The organism is Clostridioides sp. ES-S-0054-01 (genome assembly GCA_021561035.1).
In the GTDB taxonomy this organism is placed as follows: domain Bacteria; phylum Bacillota; class Clostridia; order Peptostreptococcales; family Peptostreptococcaceae; genus Clostridioides.
Map to the genome: position 1 here is coordinate 860,642 of CP067346.1, position 17,555 is coordinate 878,196.

Genomic DNA, 17,555 nt, shown 5'->3' on the forward strand with positions numbered 1-17,555 from the left:
ATAATTGTTTAGGAGGGAAATATGGGAGATAATATAGTTTATAAAATAATAAAAAAACATATAGTAGATGGAGAAGCTGTTGCTGGCAACTCAATTAGTATAAAAATAGACCAGACTTTAACACAAGATTCTACTGGAACAATGACATATCTTCAACTAGAAGCTATGGAAATAGATAAAGTAAAGACTAAAAGAAGTGTGGCGTTTGTAGACCATAATATGTTACAACAAGGATTTGAAAATGCAGACGACCATAAGTATATACAAACAGTGGCGGATAAATATGGTGTCTATTTCTCTAAGCCAGGAAATGGTATTTGTCACCAAGTATTTTTAGAAAGATTTTCAACACCAGGAGATACACTTTTAGGTTCTGATAGCCACACACCTACTGCTGGAGGGGTGGGCATGATGGCTATTGGAGCTGGCGGATTAGATGTTGCTTTAGCTATGGCAGGGGGAGCTTATTATATAAAAGCACCAAAAGTCTGTAAGGTAAATCTAGTTGGAAAATTAAATAATATGGTATCATCAAAGGATATAATATTAGAAGTTTTGAGAAAACAAACTGTAAAAGGTGGAGTAGGTAAGGTTTACGAATATGGTGGAGAAGGTGTTAAAAGCCTATCTGTTCCACAAAGAGCTACAATAACAAATATGGGTGCTGAACTTGGAGCAACTACTTCAATCTTCCCAAGTGATGAAAAAACACTAGAATTCTTTAAGAGTCAGGGAAGAGAAGATACATGGGTAGAGTTAAAACCAGATGCAGATGCAGTTTATGATGAAGAAATTACTATAAACTTGGATGAATTAAAACCATTAGCTGCGAAACCTCATAGCCCAGACAATGTAGATGAAGTTGAGAATATAGGAAAAATTAAAATAGACCAAGTTGCAATAGGAAGTTGTACGAATTCTTCTTATGAAGACTTGATGAAAGTAGCTCAAATTCTAAAAGGAAATAAGGTACATAAGGATGTGAGTTTGGTAATAGCACCAGGTTCAAGACAAGTTATGGAGATGATTGCTAGAAATGGAGCTTTGGCAGATATAATAAGTGCTGGAGCCAGAATACTAGAGAATTCTTGTGGTCCATGTATAGGTATGGGACAGTCTCCAGGTACTGACTCTGTGTCTTTAAGAACTTTTAATAGAAATTTCTATGGTAGAAGTGGGACTCTGTCAGCACAAGTATACTTAGTAAGTCCAGAGGTAGCAGCAGTAAGTGCAATAAAAGGAGAGCTTACAGACCCGAGAGAATTTGATATTAAATTTACAGACTTAGATGTAGATGAATTTTTAATTGATGATAGTATGATAATAAAACCTGCTGATGTAGGAAGTGATGTAGAAGTAGTTAGAGGACCTAATATAAAACCTTTCCCTCTTAATACAGAGCTAAGTCAGTCTATAGATGGAAAAGTTATATTAAAGACAGAAGATAATATAACTACTGACCATATAATGCCATCAAATGCTAAGTTACTTCCTTTTAGAAGTAATATACCTTATCTTGCAAATTATTGTTTTAACACTGTAGATACAGAGTTTCCTCAAAGAGCAAAAGACAACAATGGTGGATTTATAGTTGGAGGAGATAATTATGGGCAAGGTTCAAGTAGAGAGCATGCAGCTTTAGCACCATTATACTTAGGTGTTAAAGGGGTGATAGTGAAGAGCTTTGCAAGAATTCACAAGGCTAATTTAATAAATAGTGGTATAATTCCAATGGAGTTTTGTGATGAGAAAGATTATGAAAACATATCTCTTTTAGATAGTCTGGAGATACCAAATATTTTAGATAATCTAGGTAGTGGAATTTTGGAAGTTAAGAATACGACTAAAGGAACTTCTTTTAAGGTTAAAGTAGAATTATCAGCAAAAGAAGTAGATGTATTAAAAGCTGGTGGAAAATTAAATTACACTAAAAATCAAGCTAATTAATATGAAAAGAGGGAATATTGAATGTATAAAGTGACACTTATACCAGGAGATGGAATAGGACCAGAAGTTGCGAAAGCTATGAAAAAGGTGGTAGAAGCTACTGGGGTAGAGATAGAATGGGAAGAAGTTAATGCCGGAGAGACAGTTATTGAAGAATATGGTACTCCTCTTCCTGAATATATTATAGATAGTATAAAAAAGAACAAAATAGCCATAAAAGGTCCAATTACTACTCCTGTAGGTAAAGGATTTAGAAGTGTAAATGTAACTTTAAGACAGGCATTAGATTTATATGTTAATTTAAGACCAATTAAAAGTTTTAAAGGTATAAAATCAAGATATGAAGATGTTGACTTAGTAGTGGTAAGAGAAAATACAGAAGACTTATATGCTGGCATAGAACATAAAATAGGTGATTATGCAGCTGAAAGTATAAAGATAATAACAAGAGGTGCAAGTGAAAGAATAGTTGATTTTGCATGTAACTATGTTAAAGATAATAAGAGAAAAAAGGTTACAGCTATACATAAGGCAAATATAATGAAAATGTCTGATGGATTGTTTTTAGATGTATTTAGAGAAGTAGCATCAAAACATGGTGTAGAGTATGATGATTTGATTGTAGATGCAGCAGCTATGAACTTAGTTTTAAATCCAGAAAATTACGATGTAATGGTAATGCCAAATCTTTATGGAGATATACTATCAGATTTAGGTGCTGGGCTTGTTGGAGGTTTAGGTATAATTCCAAGTGCAAATATTGGTAAAGATTGTGCGATATTTGAAGCTGTCCATGGAAGTGCTCCACAAATAGCTGGTCAAAATAAAGCTAATCCAACAGCACTTATTCAATCATCAGTAATGATGCTTAGATACTTAGGTGAGTATGAAAATGCACAAAAGATAGAAACAGCTTTAGAAAAAGTGTTTCTTGAAGGAAGTAAATTGACTGTAGATTTAGGTGGTTCAGCTTCAATTACAGAGTTTGTGGATGAAGTATGTAAATATATTGTATAGATTTTATTTATGGAAAAAGTAGAATATAGATTAAAAGAAAGAGGCTGTCTCAAAATAGAGATAAGCCTTTTTCATTGTTGAAATGATAAAAATGTATTTATTTTATACAAAAGAGAGTTACTCATGAACGAAAAAGTTCATTTTGGGATATCCATTTTAATTTTAAAATTAATTGATTAATAGAGAAAGAAAGATTAAATAAATTTATTGTTTTTAAATGAACTTTCAACCGATATATGGTAAAATTCAAATAAAGTTGAACTTTCAACTAAAATGAATATATTGATTGGAGTTGTGTTTTATTAAAACCTTAGACAGTAATATATTAAGAGAAGTAGGTACTTTATTTAGAGCAGTAAATTCAATAAATGATATTAAGTACAAGGAATTGAAGCTACAAAAAGGACAATTTACATTTTTGACAAGAATTTGTGAAAACCCTGGTATAAATCTTGTGGAATTATCAAATATGTTAAAGGTAGATAAGGCTACAACAACCAAGGCTATACAGAAGTTAATAAAAGCAGGGTATGTGAATAAAAAACAAGATGAGTTTGATAAAAGAAGGTACAATCTAACTCCAACTGATAAATCTTTAGAAGTTTATGAGCTGATAATTGAAGAAGAGAATAGAAGTATAGAGATATGTTTTGAGAATTTTACAGATGAGGAAAAACAAGTGGCAACTAAATTATTAGAAAAAATGAGTAAAAATGTAGAAAATGAATGGTTTAGAGTAAAGAGATAGTAAATAAATATATTAATTTAAGGAGATATTTTTATGATTAGAAAAGCTAATATGAATGATTTAGAAAGTATTATGAAAATTATAAAATCGACAGTGGAAGAAATGAGGTCTTATAATAATACACAATGGGATGAAAATTACCCATTAGAAAAAGACTTTGTTTCAGATATTAAGAAACAGGATTTATATGTGGAAGAAGTAGATGGAGAAGTTGCGGGATTTATATGTCTTAATTATGAAGAGCCAGAAGAATATGTAGGTCTAAATTGGTCTTCTAATAAAAAAGCTATGGTAATACATAGAATGGCCGTAAATCCAAACTTTAGAAAGAAAGGAATAGCGTCTAAGTTAGTTGATTTTGCAGAAAAATTAGCTGAGGAAAATAGTGTATTATATTTAAAGAGTGATACATATTCAATAAATTCAAAAATGAATTCACTTCTTATAAAGTGTGGTTTTATCAAAATTGGAGAAATGAGTTTTTTAGGAAAGGAGAAATCTTTTTATTGTTATGATAAAATATTATAAAAGGCATTTATCATAACAAGGGTAAATGATATATTTTTAATGCTAATAGTCGTGTTATATAGACTTATTGAATGATATTATGAAAGGGATGGTTTGGATGATTGAATTTTTAAAAAAAAGAAGAAGTATTAGGAAGTATAAAAATATTGAAGTAGAAAAAGAAAAACTAGATAAAATACTAAAAGCTGCTCTTTTGGCACCATCATCAAAGGGTCTTAGAACATGGGAATTTGTAGTGGTAGATAATAAAGAAAAACTGATTAACTTATCTCAATGTAGAACTAAAGGGGGTGGATTTTTCTTAAAAGACGCACCTTTAGCTATTGTAGTTATTGGAGATAAAGAAAAAAATGATGTTTGGATAGAGGATGCAAGTATTGCTGCTTCCTATATACAACTTCAAGCTCATGAACTAGGATTAGGCTCTTGTTGGGTACAAGTAAGAAATAGGATGCATGATGATAATATAGACGCTGATAAATATATTAGAGAAGAGTTGAAAGTACCTGATAAGTACAGTGTGGAATGTATAATTTCTATAGGGTATTCTGATGAAGAAAAGAAAGCATATAGTGACTCTGATTTGGACTATGAAAAGATTCATTTTAACAACTTTTAATATATAATATGTTGTATTAAGACATTATATTTTTTTATATTGTTAATATATACTTAAAATTGTAAAAATATATCTGAATTTTACTAACTTATCTAGGGGTTATGTACAAGGATTTTAAAGATAAATATAGAAATTAATGTTTATAATCGATACATAACTTGAGTAACAAAATTTAAGGAGGTTAAAATATGGGTATATTTAAAACAAAAATTGATGAGGATTGGAAAGTAAACTACATTAAAGAATTTAATGAAATGAGAGACTCTTATGAGAGTAAACTTCAAAAAAAACAGTTTGAAGTAGACAGTTTGAAATCAGAATTAGATAGACTAAGAAGCTATAAAAATAGTCTTAAGCCAAAAGAAAAACAAATTACTGATGATGATATAAATAATATAAAAAATTTAAGAAGAGATGGCTTAAGTTATAAAGAAATTTCAAATCAAACAAGTTGGAGTAAAGCAACTGTAAGTAGAGTATTAAATGGACTTTACGATTAGCATATACATGGGGTGATTTAAATTGGGATGAAGTATAGTTACAAAAAATGTATAATAGATTCTATTTTATTGATGATTATAGTTCAAATATTAAGGATGATTTTGAATTATATACTTCTAAGTCAATTTGAATTTACTCTTGAAAATTTTAATATTATAAACTTAATTTCTTTTATATTAGTTGGCTTATCATTAATTTTATTTTTAAAAGACAATTCTTTGTATAACAAGATTAGAAATAGGAAAATCACTGAAGCTTTTAAAGAAAATAAAAACAATATACTTATTGAAAAATGTAAGCTGATACTTTTTATAGTGGTTTTATCTTTAGCAATAATATCAACTTATTGTACTGAGGGATATGTATTTTTTAATGTAACTATGATGATTTTGTCTATACTTATAGTTCCAATATTTGAAGAGTTATTTTTTAGAGAATATATGTGGAACTATCTAAGTAATTTTATAAAGTCAAAGAGTAAGATTATCTGTATAACATCTATATTATCTGGTATTTATAATATAGGATATATAGATGTTATAAGAAATTATATAACATTGTATAACAATTCAAGTTATACATCTGACGTTATTATTTCAAAAATAATGATAGGTACTGTTTTTGGTATTGTGCTTGGAATTGTTAAATCAAGATTCAAAGATGTAGGTTTTTGCATATTGTTGAGGAGTCTATTTTCTATTTTTATTAGGCAAATAATATAATTAAATAGAATGTTTATTTTGTAATCTGTATTTCAAAATAATTAGGGATAATTATAAATAAAAAATAAACTCCAATTATTGGAGTTTATTTTTTTGTACATACTTGTTTTAAGCAATCTATATAAAAGCTTAATAAACTACTGCAAAAATAAAAAAACATAAATATATTTTCCATAATAAGCAATAACTTAATTATCTTACTGAAGTAATTTATTTTTTTCAAATTTAATAATATTTGACAGTTTAGTCTATAATATGATATTTATATAAAATAGGATAAGCATGAAAACTAATTATGAATGAGAGTGATTTACTTGAAAAAATTTTATGAAATATATTTAGATTTAGAGAAAGATATAAGAAATAATGTATATGCAATAGGAGAACTTTTGCCAACAGAAGTAAAGCTTGCTCAAAAATATCAAGTATCAAGAGAAACTATTAGAAAAGCACAAGCTCTCTTGTTAGAAAAGGGTTTTATACAAAAAAAGCAAGGTAAAGGTGCTATTGTTTTAGATATAAATAAGTTTGAAATAGAAGGGGCAGGGCTAATTAGTTTTGACGAATTACAAAGAAATAAAAATTTGGATACAGAAATAGATGTACTTAAAAACAAAAAGGAAATTATGCCTTTAGAAATTTGTAAAAAGTTAGATATAGACACGAAAACTAAGGTTATATCAGTTGAAAGACTTAGAAAAATTAATGGAGAAGCTGTTATTTTAGATAAAGATTACTTTATATTTGAAATAATACCAGAAATACCATTAATAGCAGTTCAAAGTTCAATATTTAATTATATAGAGAAAGATTTAGAATTAAAAATAGGTTATGCAAATAGAGAGGTAACAGTAAACCCTGTTACAGAAGAGGATAAGATGTTGCTAGATATTGGAACAGATACACATGTTGTGGTGATAAGAAGTGAAGTATATTTAGAAGACACAAGGTTATTCCAATATCATGAATCTAGACATAGAGTTGACACATTTAGATTTGTGGATTTTGCAAGAAGAAGAAATCTTTAATACTAAAAAGAGCGTCTAAGTAGACGCTCTTTTTTATTTAATTTGTAGTTAATTTATATATTCTTTTAATTTTCTATAAATTCTTTATTAAAACATTTACTCTTTGAGAATAGGTATGTAAGTACACAAGTAATCATTATAGAAAGACCCATTGCCAAGAAATAAACACTCCATTGTTCTGTAAATATAGATAAGAATGCTGGAAGCCCTGATATGCCTATAGAACCTGCTTTAACATTGAAGTAAGATACAATTCCTCCAGAGATACCTGCGCCTATCATAGATGCTATAAAAGGAAAACGATAACGTAAGTTTATACCAAATATGGCTGGCTCAGTAATACCCAACCAAGCTGAAATTGCAGCTGTTAATGCAACACCCTTGATTTTCTTATTTTTTAATATGAAGAACATAGTTAAAGCTGCTGCACCTTGTCCAAGACTAGCCATAACTTGTATTGGCCATAATGTTGCAAATCCTAAGGTACCTATCATTTGTAAGTTTATACCTAAGAATAAATGATGCATTCCTGTTATAACCAATGGAGATAATATAAATCCGAATAATGTACCTGCAAGTATCGCATTAATTTCAAATAATCCAAGGATTCCATTTGTAATTAAGTTAGCAAAAGACATTGTTATAGGTCCTATAATAGAAAAAGTTAAAAAACCCGTTATTAATAATGTAAGAGGAGCAACAAAAATAAGTTGAACCATCTCAGGAATTTTTTTAGTCAGAAACTTTTCTATTGTTGCTAAAATATAAGAAGAACATAGAACAGGGATTACTTGTCCCTGATAACCTATTTTAGCAATATTAAATCCTAATATATTCCAATAAGTAACAGCTTCAGGTGTTTTAGAGTATTGTGCACCAGGCATTAAATCTGGATTAATTAAAATAAGACCTAATACAATACCAAGTACAGGATTTCCTCCAAACTTCTTGACAGCTGACCAACCTATTAGTGCTGGTAAAAATGCAAATGAAGTATTTGCTATAAGATTAATCATATTAGATATGCCAGCCCAATTACTATGAACCTCTAAAAAAGGTTGCTTATAAAAAATTCCTGGGTTTGCAAGTAGATTGTTTATACCCATTAATAAACCAGAGGCAACTATAGCAGGAAGTATAGGAATAAATATATCTGCCAGTATCTTTATAGCTTTTTGAATTGGATTTAATTTTTTAGCAGAAATCTCTTTAACCTCAGACTTTGTTGCTTCTTTAAGTCCAGTAATCTCTAATAGTGTAGAATAAACTTTGTTTACAAGCCCTGGGCCTATAATAACTTGAAATTGACCATTTGAAGTAAAACTTCCCTTTACTATATCTATTTTTTCTAACTGTTTTACATTAACTTTACTTTCCGAATGTAGAGCAAATCTTAACCTAGTAATACAGTGTGTTGCAGATATTATATTTTCTATTCCACCAATTGCTTCAAGAATTTGTTCAACCTGCTCTTTATGGTGTGTATTCTCTTTTTGTGTACTCATAAAATTACCTCCCCTTAAAAATAATGTTGTATAGACAAATATTGAAATTAATATACCATAGGAAAAATTTTATGTCAACGTTTTCCTAGGCGTTTTCTATATTAATTATCATAAAATAGATTGTATAGCCTTGGGAAAAGAGAAAAATTATATGATTGATAAAAAAATATAAATATTATATTTTTTATTTAGACTAAATGTTGATTTTGATAACGAAAAGGTTTATCATAAAAATATAAAATTTGTCTATACAATGATGGAAAGAGGTAGTGTTGATGAAACCAAATATTTTACTTATGATTTCTCATGATAGTGGAAGAAAATTTAATAGCTATGGTTATAATGTAGAAACTCCTTATATAAATGAATTGGCTCAAAAAGGGATTCAATTTGAGAACTATTTTTGTCCTGCACCTCAGTGTAGTCCTAGTAGAGGAAGTATTTTAACTGGATTGTACCCTCATAACAACGGATTAATTGGGCTTGCACATCTAGGTTTTTGTATAGATTCTAAGCATACAACGCTTCCTATGGAGTTACAAAAAAATGGATATGAGACAACATTAATAGGATTAAGTCATGAAACTATACATGAAGCTCCACCAATAGAAGATAGAGTATTTTCTTCAACTTATGACTTAGGATATGATAACTTCATATCTGTGCCAGGGGACAGAGCCCCAAAAGTTGCTAAAGAAGTGATTAAGTTTTTGGAAGAGCATAAAAAAAATCAAGAAAAACCATTTTATTTAAATGTAGGATTTTTTGAGACTCATAGAGATTTTGATGAATATGAACCATATGCAGATGGATTAGATGAGGTAGAGGTATTTAAATTTTTACCTGATACAGAGGATGTAAGGAGAGATATAGCTCTATACAATGGTTCAGCAAAAGTATTAGATGATGCAATCGGAAAAATATATAATAAATTGGAAGAAACAGGGTTAGATAAAAACACAATTGTTATATTCACAACAGACCATGGTGTTGCATTTCCAGGAGCTAAAGGTATGTTAAAAGAAGCGGGATTAGAGACGGCACTTATAATTGTATTACCTAATTCTTCTCAAAAAAACATTAAAAAAGAAGCACTGTTATGTAATATTGATTTACTTCCAACCATATTAGATTTAATTGAAGCTGAAATACCTAAAAATATAGATGGAGAAAGTTTTGTTAAGTTATTAAAGACAAATGAAGATATAGGAAGAGATTCATTCTTTACAGAAATGACATGGCATGACCAGTATAGACCAATGAGAGGCATAAGAACTAATGAATATAGCTATGTTAGAAACTTTGAAGATGGACCTAAAATATATATTACAGTCGATTCACATTTAAGTTTATCAGGTAAAGCTGTAAGAGATAAATTCTATGTTCCTAATGAAAAAGAAGAACTTTATGATTTAAGAAAAGACCCATTAGAAGAAAATAATGTAATAAATGATTTGGACTATCAAGATATAGCAAATGAATTGAGAAAGAAAGTGGATACTTGGATGCTAGAAACAAAAGACCCACTCTTAAAAGGTCCTGTAAAAGGAATTGGTTCAAGTAGATGGAAAACAGAAATAGAAGAAGGTAGAGCTTATCCAGGAAGGGATGAGTATTATAGACTCTTATCTAATAAGTAGAAAATATCAAAAAAGAAGGTTTTATAATGAAGAGTATATCAGTTTTAATTAAACCTGTATCATCATTATGTAATTTGAGATGTAGATACTGTTTTTATGCTAATGTAAGTGATTTAAGAGAAATAAAATCATATGGTATTATGCAAGAAGATACTATAAAAAATATAGTAGATAATACATTTAAAGTTTTGAACGTTGGAGATAGAGTTATGTTTGCTTTTCAAGGTGGAGAACCAACTTTGGCAGGCTTAAAATTTTTTCAATATTTTATTAAGTACATTGAAAAAACGAAAAAAAATATAATAGTAAATTACTCTATTCAAACTAATGGAACACTTATAGATAATCAATGGTGTGAATTTTTAAAGAAAAATAATTTTCTAGTAGGATTATCATTAGACTTATTAAAAGACCTACATGATGAGAATCGTATATATTTAAGTAATGAAGGAACTTATGAAGATATAATAAACACAAAAAAGCTATTAGAAAAATATAAAATAGAGTTTAACATATTATGTGTTTTGACAAATCAGATTGCATGTAATCCCAATAAAGTTTTTAACTTTATAAAAGAAACTGGTATAAAGTATATTCAGTTTATTCCTTGCTTAGATGATTTAGATTGTGAGAATAAATCAGAGTATTCTTTGGAACCTAAACATTTTGCAAGTTTTTATAAAACAGTATTTAAACTTTGGAAAGATGAGTTAGATAATGGAAATTACATAAGTATTAATTTATTTGACAATATTATATCTCTTTTAATTACAGGAACACCAAGTACATGTGGGATAATTGGAAAATGTCAACCACAGTTTGTAATAGAAGCTGATGGAAGTGTATATCCATGTGACTTTTATGTTCTAGATAACTATAATTTAGGTAATATAAAGGACAATACTTTATTGGATATTTTGAGAAAGCCTATAATGCACAAATTTTTACATGAAAATATACAAAAAGAAAGTATTTGTATAAACTGCAATTTCTATAGAATATGTGGTGGTGGTTGTAAAAGAATGAAAAACTTTATGTATATTGATTCTAATAGTAATTATTGTGGATATAAAGATTTTCTAATGGATAACTTTAATGATTTAAAAAAAATAGCAGAGTTAATGTATAAAAATCAAATGCCTAAATAATTTTAGTATTGAGAATTCTAGATTAAGTTATTGAGGATTACGTATGATTAAGGGATTTAAAATATAATAAATTTAGTTAGGATGATTTAAATGAATATAATTTTATTTGTAATAGCTATATTTGCAACAACTATAGGAGCAATAACAGGTATTGGTGGAGGCGTAATAATAAAACCAGTGTTAGACTTGATTGGAGTATTTGATGTGTCTACAATAAGTGTATTGTCATCATTTACTGTGTTATCAATGGCAGTTATTTCTACATATAAACAAATTAAGTTGAAAATTTTTAAAATAGATTTGAGAATTATTTTAATTGCTGGAGCATCAATACTAGGTGGGACTATTGGTCAAAGATTACTAGATTTATCAATTTTATATGTAAATAACTCAGCTATAATAAAAATAGCTCAAAATATTATAATGATTATTTTGTTGATAATGGTTTATTTATACAGAAATAAAAGTTTAAATATAAAACTCAATACTAATATTACTTATTTTAGTATTGGCATTTTTTTAGGGATTATATCTTCTTTCTTAGGAATAGGGGGAGGACCTATAAATGTGGTTGCATTTACAATGTTATTTGGTTTATCAGCTAAAGAAGCTGCTTTTAATTCCATTATAACTATTTTATTTTCTAATATTTCCAAGTTGGTGACAGTTTTGATGAATACTGGATTTGGAGTATATGATTTGTCTGGATTACCATTTATGATAATAGGAGCAGTTTTGGGCGGATTTATAGGCTCTTTTATTAGTAAAATGGTTGATGATAGTAAAGTTAAATATATGTTTTCGTATATGACCATAGTTATTACTGGAATAAATATATACAGTATATTTCAAGTGTTGTATTTGATTAAATAAAATATGCTTGCAATTGGATATTTACTTTAAATTATTAATATAAGGAGATTTAAGATGTTAAAAAAGTTATTTGCCAAAAACAAAAAAGAAGAAGTAAAAAATAATTATATAAAAGGAATATTACAGTCACCAATTTCAGGAAAAGTATTAAGTATAACTGATGTTCCTGATGATGCCTTTGCTAGTAAAGTATTAGGTGATGGGGTTGCTATAGAACCACATGAAGGTGTTGTTTATTCTCCTGTTGATGGAGAGGTAATCCAAATATTTTTACCATCTAAACATGCTATATGCTTAAAAGATGAATATGGACTAGAAATATTAATACATATAGGAATAGATACTATAAATATGAATGGAGAAGGTTTTGAAGTATTAGTAGATATAGGAGATAAAGTTGTTTGTGGGCAAAAACTCATAAATTTTGATTTGAAAAAGATTAAAGAGAATGCTAAATCTATTATAACTCCTGTAGTTATAACAAATTCTTATGATATAGATAAAATTGAAGTTTTAAAAATAGGCAATATCCATGCTAATGAAGACTTAATTAAAGTTTATATGTAAATAATTTTTATATTTTATTTCTCATAAAATTCTATCTATATAATAAAGCCTATTAGAATTACTACTGATTAATTGTACTATCTTTTATAAATTCTAATATTTATGAATTATTACACTTTTTAGAACTCTATTTACAGATATATATTGACATATAAATATTATCTATTACAATTTATATAAACTAATAAAAATAAAATAATATTAATCAACTTATTGAATGGAGGAATAAAAATGAAATTTGTGACTTTTTGTAGTAGTAGTGAAGAAAAAATAGGTGTATTTAATTCAGAAACAAATAGTATATATGAAATAAATAGTTTGGGGTTAAGTAGAATCTATATGGATATGAATGATTTTATTGAAAATGTATCTACAGAAGAGTTAGAAAAAATAAAGAAGAATTCATTTGAAAGTGCTAAGTGTTATAAATTAGAAGAAGTTAAATTATGTTCTCCAATTGTAAGACCTAAGAAAGATATAATATGTTTAGGTCTTAATTATAGAGACCATGTTAATGAAATCCCAGATGGAGTTATAAAAAATGTAGTTATGCCGGATTATCCAATTTATTTTTCTAAGAGAGCAGATAAAATCATTGGAGTGGATGATAAGATAAGCTTACATGGTGATTTGGTTGAAAAGTTGGATTATGAATCAGAACTTGCAGTAATTATAGGCAAGGAGGGCATAAACATATCAAAAGAAGATGCTTATGAATATATATTTGGATATACAATAGTGAATGATATAAGTGAAAGAGCACTTCAATATAAACATGTTCAATGGTTTAGAGGTAAAAGTTTAGATACACATACATCTATGGGACCTTGCATAGTACATAAAGAAGAATTTGAACATCCTTTAAAATTAGATATAAGTAGTGTGGTAAATGGAGAAGTAAGACAGAATTCTAATACAGAATACTTTATATTTGATATACCTACTGTAATAAGTAATTTGTCAAGAGGAATGACTCTAAAGCCAGGAGATATAATTTCAACTGGAACTCCAGCAGGTGTTGCTATGGGAATGAATCCTCAAGTATATTTAAAACATGGCGATGTAGTTGAGTGTAAAGTAGAAGGAATAGGAGTTTTAAAAAATATAGTTGATTAATGGATAAATATGCCATATAATTTTATTAGTACGAATAATTTAATTAATATAGAATTAATCAAACTTATGATTAATTTATTATAGAGAGGGATGAGTATATGGCAAGAGAACTAGAATTAAAGTATGGCTGTAATCCAAACCAAAAACCATCAAAGATTTATATGAAAAATGGAGAACTCCCTATAGAAGTATTAAATGGGAAACCTGGATACATAAATTTTTTAGATGCACTTAATAGTTGGCAACTTGTAAAAGAATTAAAAGAAGCTACAGGTCTTCCAGCAGCAACTTCATTTAAACATGTAAGTCCAGCAGGGGCAGCAGTAGGAGTACCTTTATCAGATACTTTAAAGCAAATATATTTTGTTGATGATTTAGAGCTTTCTCCATTAGCTTGTGCCTATGCAATGGCAAGAGGAGCAGATAGAATGTCTTCTTATGGTGATTTTATAGCACTTTCAGATATATGTGATAAAGAGACTGCGACTATTATAGCAAGAGAAGTTTCTGATGGTATAATAGCTCCAGGATATACAGACGAAGCTCTTGAAATATTAAAAGGAAAGCGTAAAGGTAACTATAATATTGTAAAAATAGATGAAAATTATTCTCCAGAGCCTATTGAAACAAAGGATGTTTATGGGATTACTTTTGAGCAAGGTAGAAATGAGATATTAATAGATGAAGAGTTGTTAAAAGATACTCCAACTGACAATAAAATTTTTACAGATAATGCAAAACGTGATTTAATTATAGCCTTAATAACATTAAAGTATACACAATCAAATTCTGTTTGTTATGCTAAAGATGGACAAGTAATAGGAGTAGGTGCAGGTCAACAATCACGTATTCATTGTACTAGACTTGCAGGTAATAAAGCTGATACTTGGTATCTTCGTCAACATCCTAAAGTATTAAACTTAAAATTCAAAAAGGACATAGGTCGTCCAGATAGAGACAATACTATTGATGTATATCTTTCTGATGATTATATGGATGTGCTTGCTGATGGCATATGGCAAAATTTATTTGAAGAAAAACCAGAGCCTCTAACTGGAGAAGGAAAAAGAGCATGGCTTAAAACTTTAACAGGTGTAGCACTTGGTTCTGATGCATTTTTCCCGTTTGGAGATAATATAGAACGTGCAAAAAGAAGTGGGGTAAGTTTTATAGCACAACCAGGGGGTTCTATTCGTGATGATAATGTTATATTAACTTGTAATAAGTATAATATAGTTATGGCATTTACTAAAAATAGATTATTCCATCATTAAAGTATAAAAAATGTAAAACGAATATGGATTAAATTAAAATCTACAACAAGTTTTGTTGTAGATTTTTTTATTTTCTGTATAATTTTAAATAGAACTTTATTTTTAGATATTCAATTTGGAGGTTGATATGGCTTTAAATGTAAGAGATTATAGCCTACTATGTAGTCAAGGCACAGCTAAGTTTAATGAAGATGTAGTCGGTATAAATCCATTTGGTGCATGGATTTTAGACGGTGCTACAGGTCTTAATGGAAAAAACTTAGTGTCAAATGAAAGTGATGCAAGATGGTATGTTCAGTGGTGGAATAGGTATCTATATAAAAATATAAATAGAGAAGAATCATTGAGGAGTATTGTTAATAGTGGAATAATAGAAGTAAAAAAAGAGTATGAGCTAAGGTTAAATGGAATTAAAGTAGAAAAATTAGATTTACCATCAAGTTCTATAGCTATTGTAAAATTTCATGAAAATAAAGTAGAGTATTTTTTATTAGGAGATTGTGCTTTGTTTATTAAAAATGGAGATTCCAAAGTTATAAAAGATAGAAGTATTTCTAAATTTGACAATATTGTATTTGATGAAATCAGTAAACTTTCTAATTTGGAGGAAATGACATTTGATGAGATTAGAACTAGCGTTATGGATACAATAGTAAGCAATAGATTAAAGAAAAATACGAAAGATGGATATTGGATATTGGGTTTTGATGAGGAAGCTGTGGAAAATTCTATATATGGATACATTGAAATAAAAAAAGATTTTCAATTGATGTTAACGAGCGATGGTTTTACAAGTGTATGTGATAGATATAATCTAATAAAAGAAGAAGAATTGATACGTATAGCAGAAAAATTTGGTATAGGATATATACACAATAAAGTAAGAGATTTTGAAGATAATGACTATAAAGCGGTTAAAGTGCCAAGGTTTAAAGTAAAAGATGATTCATCTTGTTTATATTTAGATATATATAATGATTAGACTATATGAAACCATTTAATTTTAGAAGGGAGGTAGGTAAAAAGTGAAAATTCTTCATATAATAACACAAAAACCAAATAGTACAGGTAGTGGTATATATTTGTCTGGTATGATAAAAGGATTTGAAAAGATAGGTCATAAGCAGGCTGTAATTGCAGGGATAGATGTGAAGGATGATGTAAATTGTTTTTCAAGTGATGTAAGTTTTTATCCAGTAAAGTATAATTGTGGAGAGTTAAATTTTCCTGTTGTAGGCATGAGTGATTCTATGCCATATGAAAGTACAAGATATAAAGATTTAAATATAGACATGATAAATAGATTAAAGTATCAATTTAAAGTAAATATAGATAAGGCTATGAATGATTTTAAACCAGACCTTATAATATGTCACCATTTATATTTATTAACTGCATTTGTTAGAGAGACTGTAAAAGATATAAAGGTAATGTCTATCTGTCATGGGACTTGTTTGAGACAGTTAAATACCATTGATTTAGATAAAGAATACATAATATCAAATATAAGAAAGTTAGACTTAATATTTGCTCTTCATGAAAATCAAAAATATGATATTATAAAGACTTTTGGAATAAGTGAAAGTAAAGTAGTTGTAATTGGTAGTGGTTATAATGATAATATATTTTATAACAAAAATTATAAAATAAAAAATGATAAAATAAAAATAGTATTTGCAGGGAAGATATGTAAATCAAAGGGACTGATTCCATTTATAAAAGCTATATCTAAATTAAAATATAGTAAAGATTTAATCGAGGTCAATTTCGCAGGTACTGGAAGTGATATCGAGTCATATAATGAGATAGTCAAACTTGCAAGTAACTCTCCATTTAAGATGAATTTCCTGGGCAAATTAGAACAGATAGACCTAGCTGAATTATTCAACAGGTCACAAATATTTGTGTTACCATCATTTTATGAAGGATTACCAGTTGTGGTTTTAGAAGCTTTATCTTGTGGTACGGATGTAATCACTACTGATATTCTTGGTGTTAAAGAATGGATTGGTAGCGAGATTAATAATTCTGGAAAGATAGAGTACGTTCCTCTACCTTTTATGGAAAAAGAAGGTATTTTAAAAGATGAAGAATTATATGCTTTTGAAAATAATTTGTATAATTCAATAGATTCTAAAATACAATCTTTATTGAATAACTCAAACAAGAAAACATCTATAGATATGTCAAAAAAAACGTGGGATGGCTTAGCATGTAGAATGAATGAAGTTATTTTAATGGATGAATTATGCCTAGTTTAGAATTATTTAATTATAAAAAGTGTAACTATTTTTATACTATTTTTAAGTGATTTTATATTAT

Annotated in this window: 17 protein-coding genes; 16 read left to right on the forward strand and 1 reads right to left on the reverse strand. The window is 28.3% G+C overall.

The features are described 5' to 3' along the window. The first annotated feature begins 21 nt into the window (after positions 1–21). The 8 genes from JJC02_04290 to treR all read left to right on the forward strand — a co-directional run bounded on the left by JJC02_04290 (position 22) and on the right by treR (position 7,110). On the forward strand, positions 22–1,947 hold the full coding sequence (locus tag JJC02_04290; protein UDN55405.1) for an aconitate hydratase: 1,926 nt from the start codon (positions 22–24) through the stop codon (positions 1,945–1,947). Positions 1,948–1,968: 21 nt separating this feature from the next. After that, positions 1,969–2,964, forward strand: coding sequence for an isocitrate/isopropylmalate dehydrogenase family protein (locus JJC02_04295; GenBank protein UDN55406.1), 996 nt, complete (start codon positions 1,969–1,971; stop codon positions 2,962–2,964). 286 nt (positions 2,965–3,250) lie between these two features. Continuing rightward, positions 3,251–3,712 carry a MarR family transcriptional regulator gene (locus JJC02_04300; GenBank protein UDN55407.1) on the forward strand — a complete coding sequence of 154 codons (462 nt, stop codon included), beginning with the start codon at positions 3,251–3,253 and terminating at the stop codon, positions 3,710–3,712. Between the two features lie 33 nt (positions 3,713–3,745). Further along, positions 3,746–4,240, forward strand: a complete 495-nt coding sequence (locus JJC02_04305; protein ID UDN55408.1) for a GNAT family N-acetyltransferase — start codon at positions 3,746–3,748, stop codon at positions 4,238–4,240. 97 nt (positions 4,241–4,337) lie between these two features. Further along, positions 4,338–4,859, forward strand: coding sequence for a nitroreductase family protein (locus JJC02_04310; GenBank protein UDN55409.1), 522 nt, complete (start codon positions 4,338–4,340; stop codon positions 4,857–4,859). 188 nt (positions 4,860–5,047) lie between these two features. Continuing rightward, positions 5,048–5,359: a helix-turn-helix domain-containing protein gene (locus JJC02_04315; GenBank protein UDN55410.1), complete on the forward strand. Its 312-nt coding sequence runs from the start codon at positions 5,048–5,050 to the stop codon at positions 5,357–5,359. Positions 5,360–5,386: 27 nt separating this feature from the next. Then, complete coding sequence (locus tag JJC02_04320) at positions 5,387–6,082, forward strand: CPBP family intramembrane metalloprotease (protein ID UDN55411.1); 696 nt, start codon at positions 5,387–5,389, stop codon at positions 6,080–6,082. Positions 6,083–6,396: 314 nt separating this feature from the next. Next, the gene (gene treR, locus JJC02_04325) at positions 6,397–7,110 is read left to right on the forward strand and encodes a trehalose operon repressor (GenBank protein UDN55412.1); all 714 of its coding nucleotides are present in this window, start codon (positions 6,397–6,399) and stop codon (positions 7,108–7,110) included. A 65-nt stretch (positions 7,111–7,175) separates the two neighbouring features. Here the strand turns inward: treR and treB are convergent, their stop codons facing one another. Further along, positions 7,176–8,615, reverse strand: coding sequence for a PTS trehalose transporter subunit IIBC (gene treB, locus JJC02_04330; protein ID UDN55413.1), 1,440 nt, complete (start codon positions 8,613–8,615; stop codon positions 7,176–7,178). 275 nt (positions 8,616–8,890) lie between these two features. Here treB and JJC02_04335 point away from each other — a divergent pair, with 275 nt between their 5' ends. The 8 genes from JJC02_04335 (at position 8,891) to JJC02_04370 (ending at position 17,494) form a co-directional block, all read left to right on the forward strand. Continuing rightward, entirely contained in the window at positions 8,891–10,255 is a 1,365-nt protein-coding gene (locus JJC02_04335; GenBank protein UDN55414.1) for a sulfatase, read from the forward strand. 26 nt (positions 10,256–10,281) lie between these two features. Next, positions 10,282–11,403: an SPASM domain-containing protein gene (locus tag JJC02_04340; protein UDN55415.1), complete on the forward strand. Its 1,122-nt coding sequence runs from the start codon at positions 10,282–10,284 to the stop codon at positions 11,401–11,403. A gap of 90 nt (positions 11,404–11,493) precedes the next feature. Beyond that, a complete protein-coding gene (locus JJC02_04345; protein ID UDN55416.1) occupies positions 11,494–12,276 on the forward strand; it encodes a sulfite exporter TauE/SafE family protein in 783 nt (260 codons plus the stop codon). Between the two features lie 54 nt (positions 12,277–12,330). Then, a complete protein-coding gene (locus JJC02_04350) occupies positions 12,331–12,843 on the forward strand; it encodes a PTS glucose transporter subunit IIA (protein ID UDN55417.1) in 513 nt (170 codons plus the stop codon). A gap of 231 nt (positions 12,844–13,074) precedes the next feature. Then, positions 13,075–13,959, forward strand: coding sequence for a fumarylacetoacetate hydrolase family protein (locus tag JJC02_04355; GenBank protein ID UDN55418.1), 885 nt, complete (start codon positions 13,075–13,077; stop codon positions 13,957–13,959). A gap of 98 nt (positions 13,960–14,057) precedes the next feature. Continuing rightward, positions 14,058–15,233, forward strand: coding sequence for a phosphoribosylaminoimidazolecarboxamide formyltransferase (locus JJC02_04360; GenBank protein ID UDN55419.1), 1,176 nt, complete (start codon positions 14,058–14,060; stop codon positions 15,231–15,233). Positions 15,234–15,360: 127 nt separating this feature from the next. Next, positions 15,361–16,215, forward strand: a complete 855-nt coding sequence (locus JJC02_04365) for a hypothetical protein (protein ID UDN55420.1) — start codon at positions 15,361–15,363, stop codon at positions 16,213–16,215. Between the two features lie 43 nt (positions 16,216–16,258). Then, on the forward strand, positions 16,259–17,494 hold the full coding sequence (locus JJC02_04370) for a glycosyltransferase family 4 protein (protein UDN55421.1): 1,236 nt from the start codon (positions 16,259–16,261) through the stop codon (positions 17,492–17,494). The last annotated feature ends 61 nt before the right edge of the window (positions 17,495–17,555 follow it).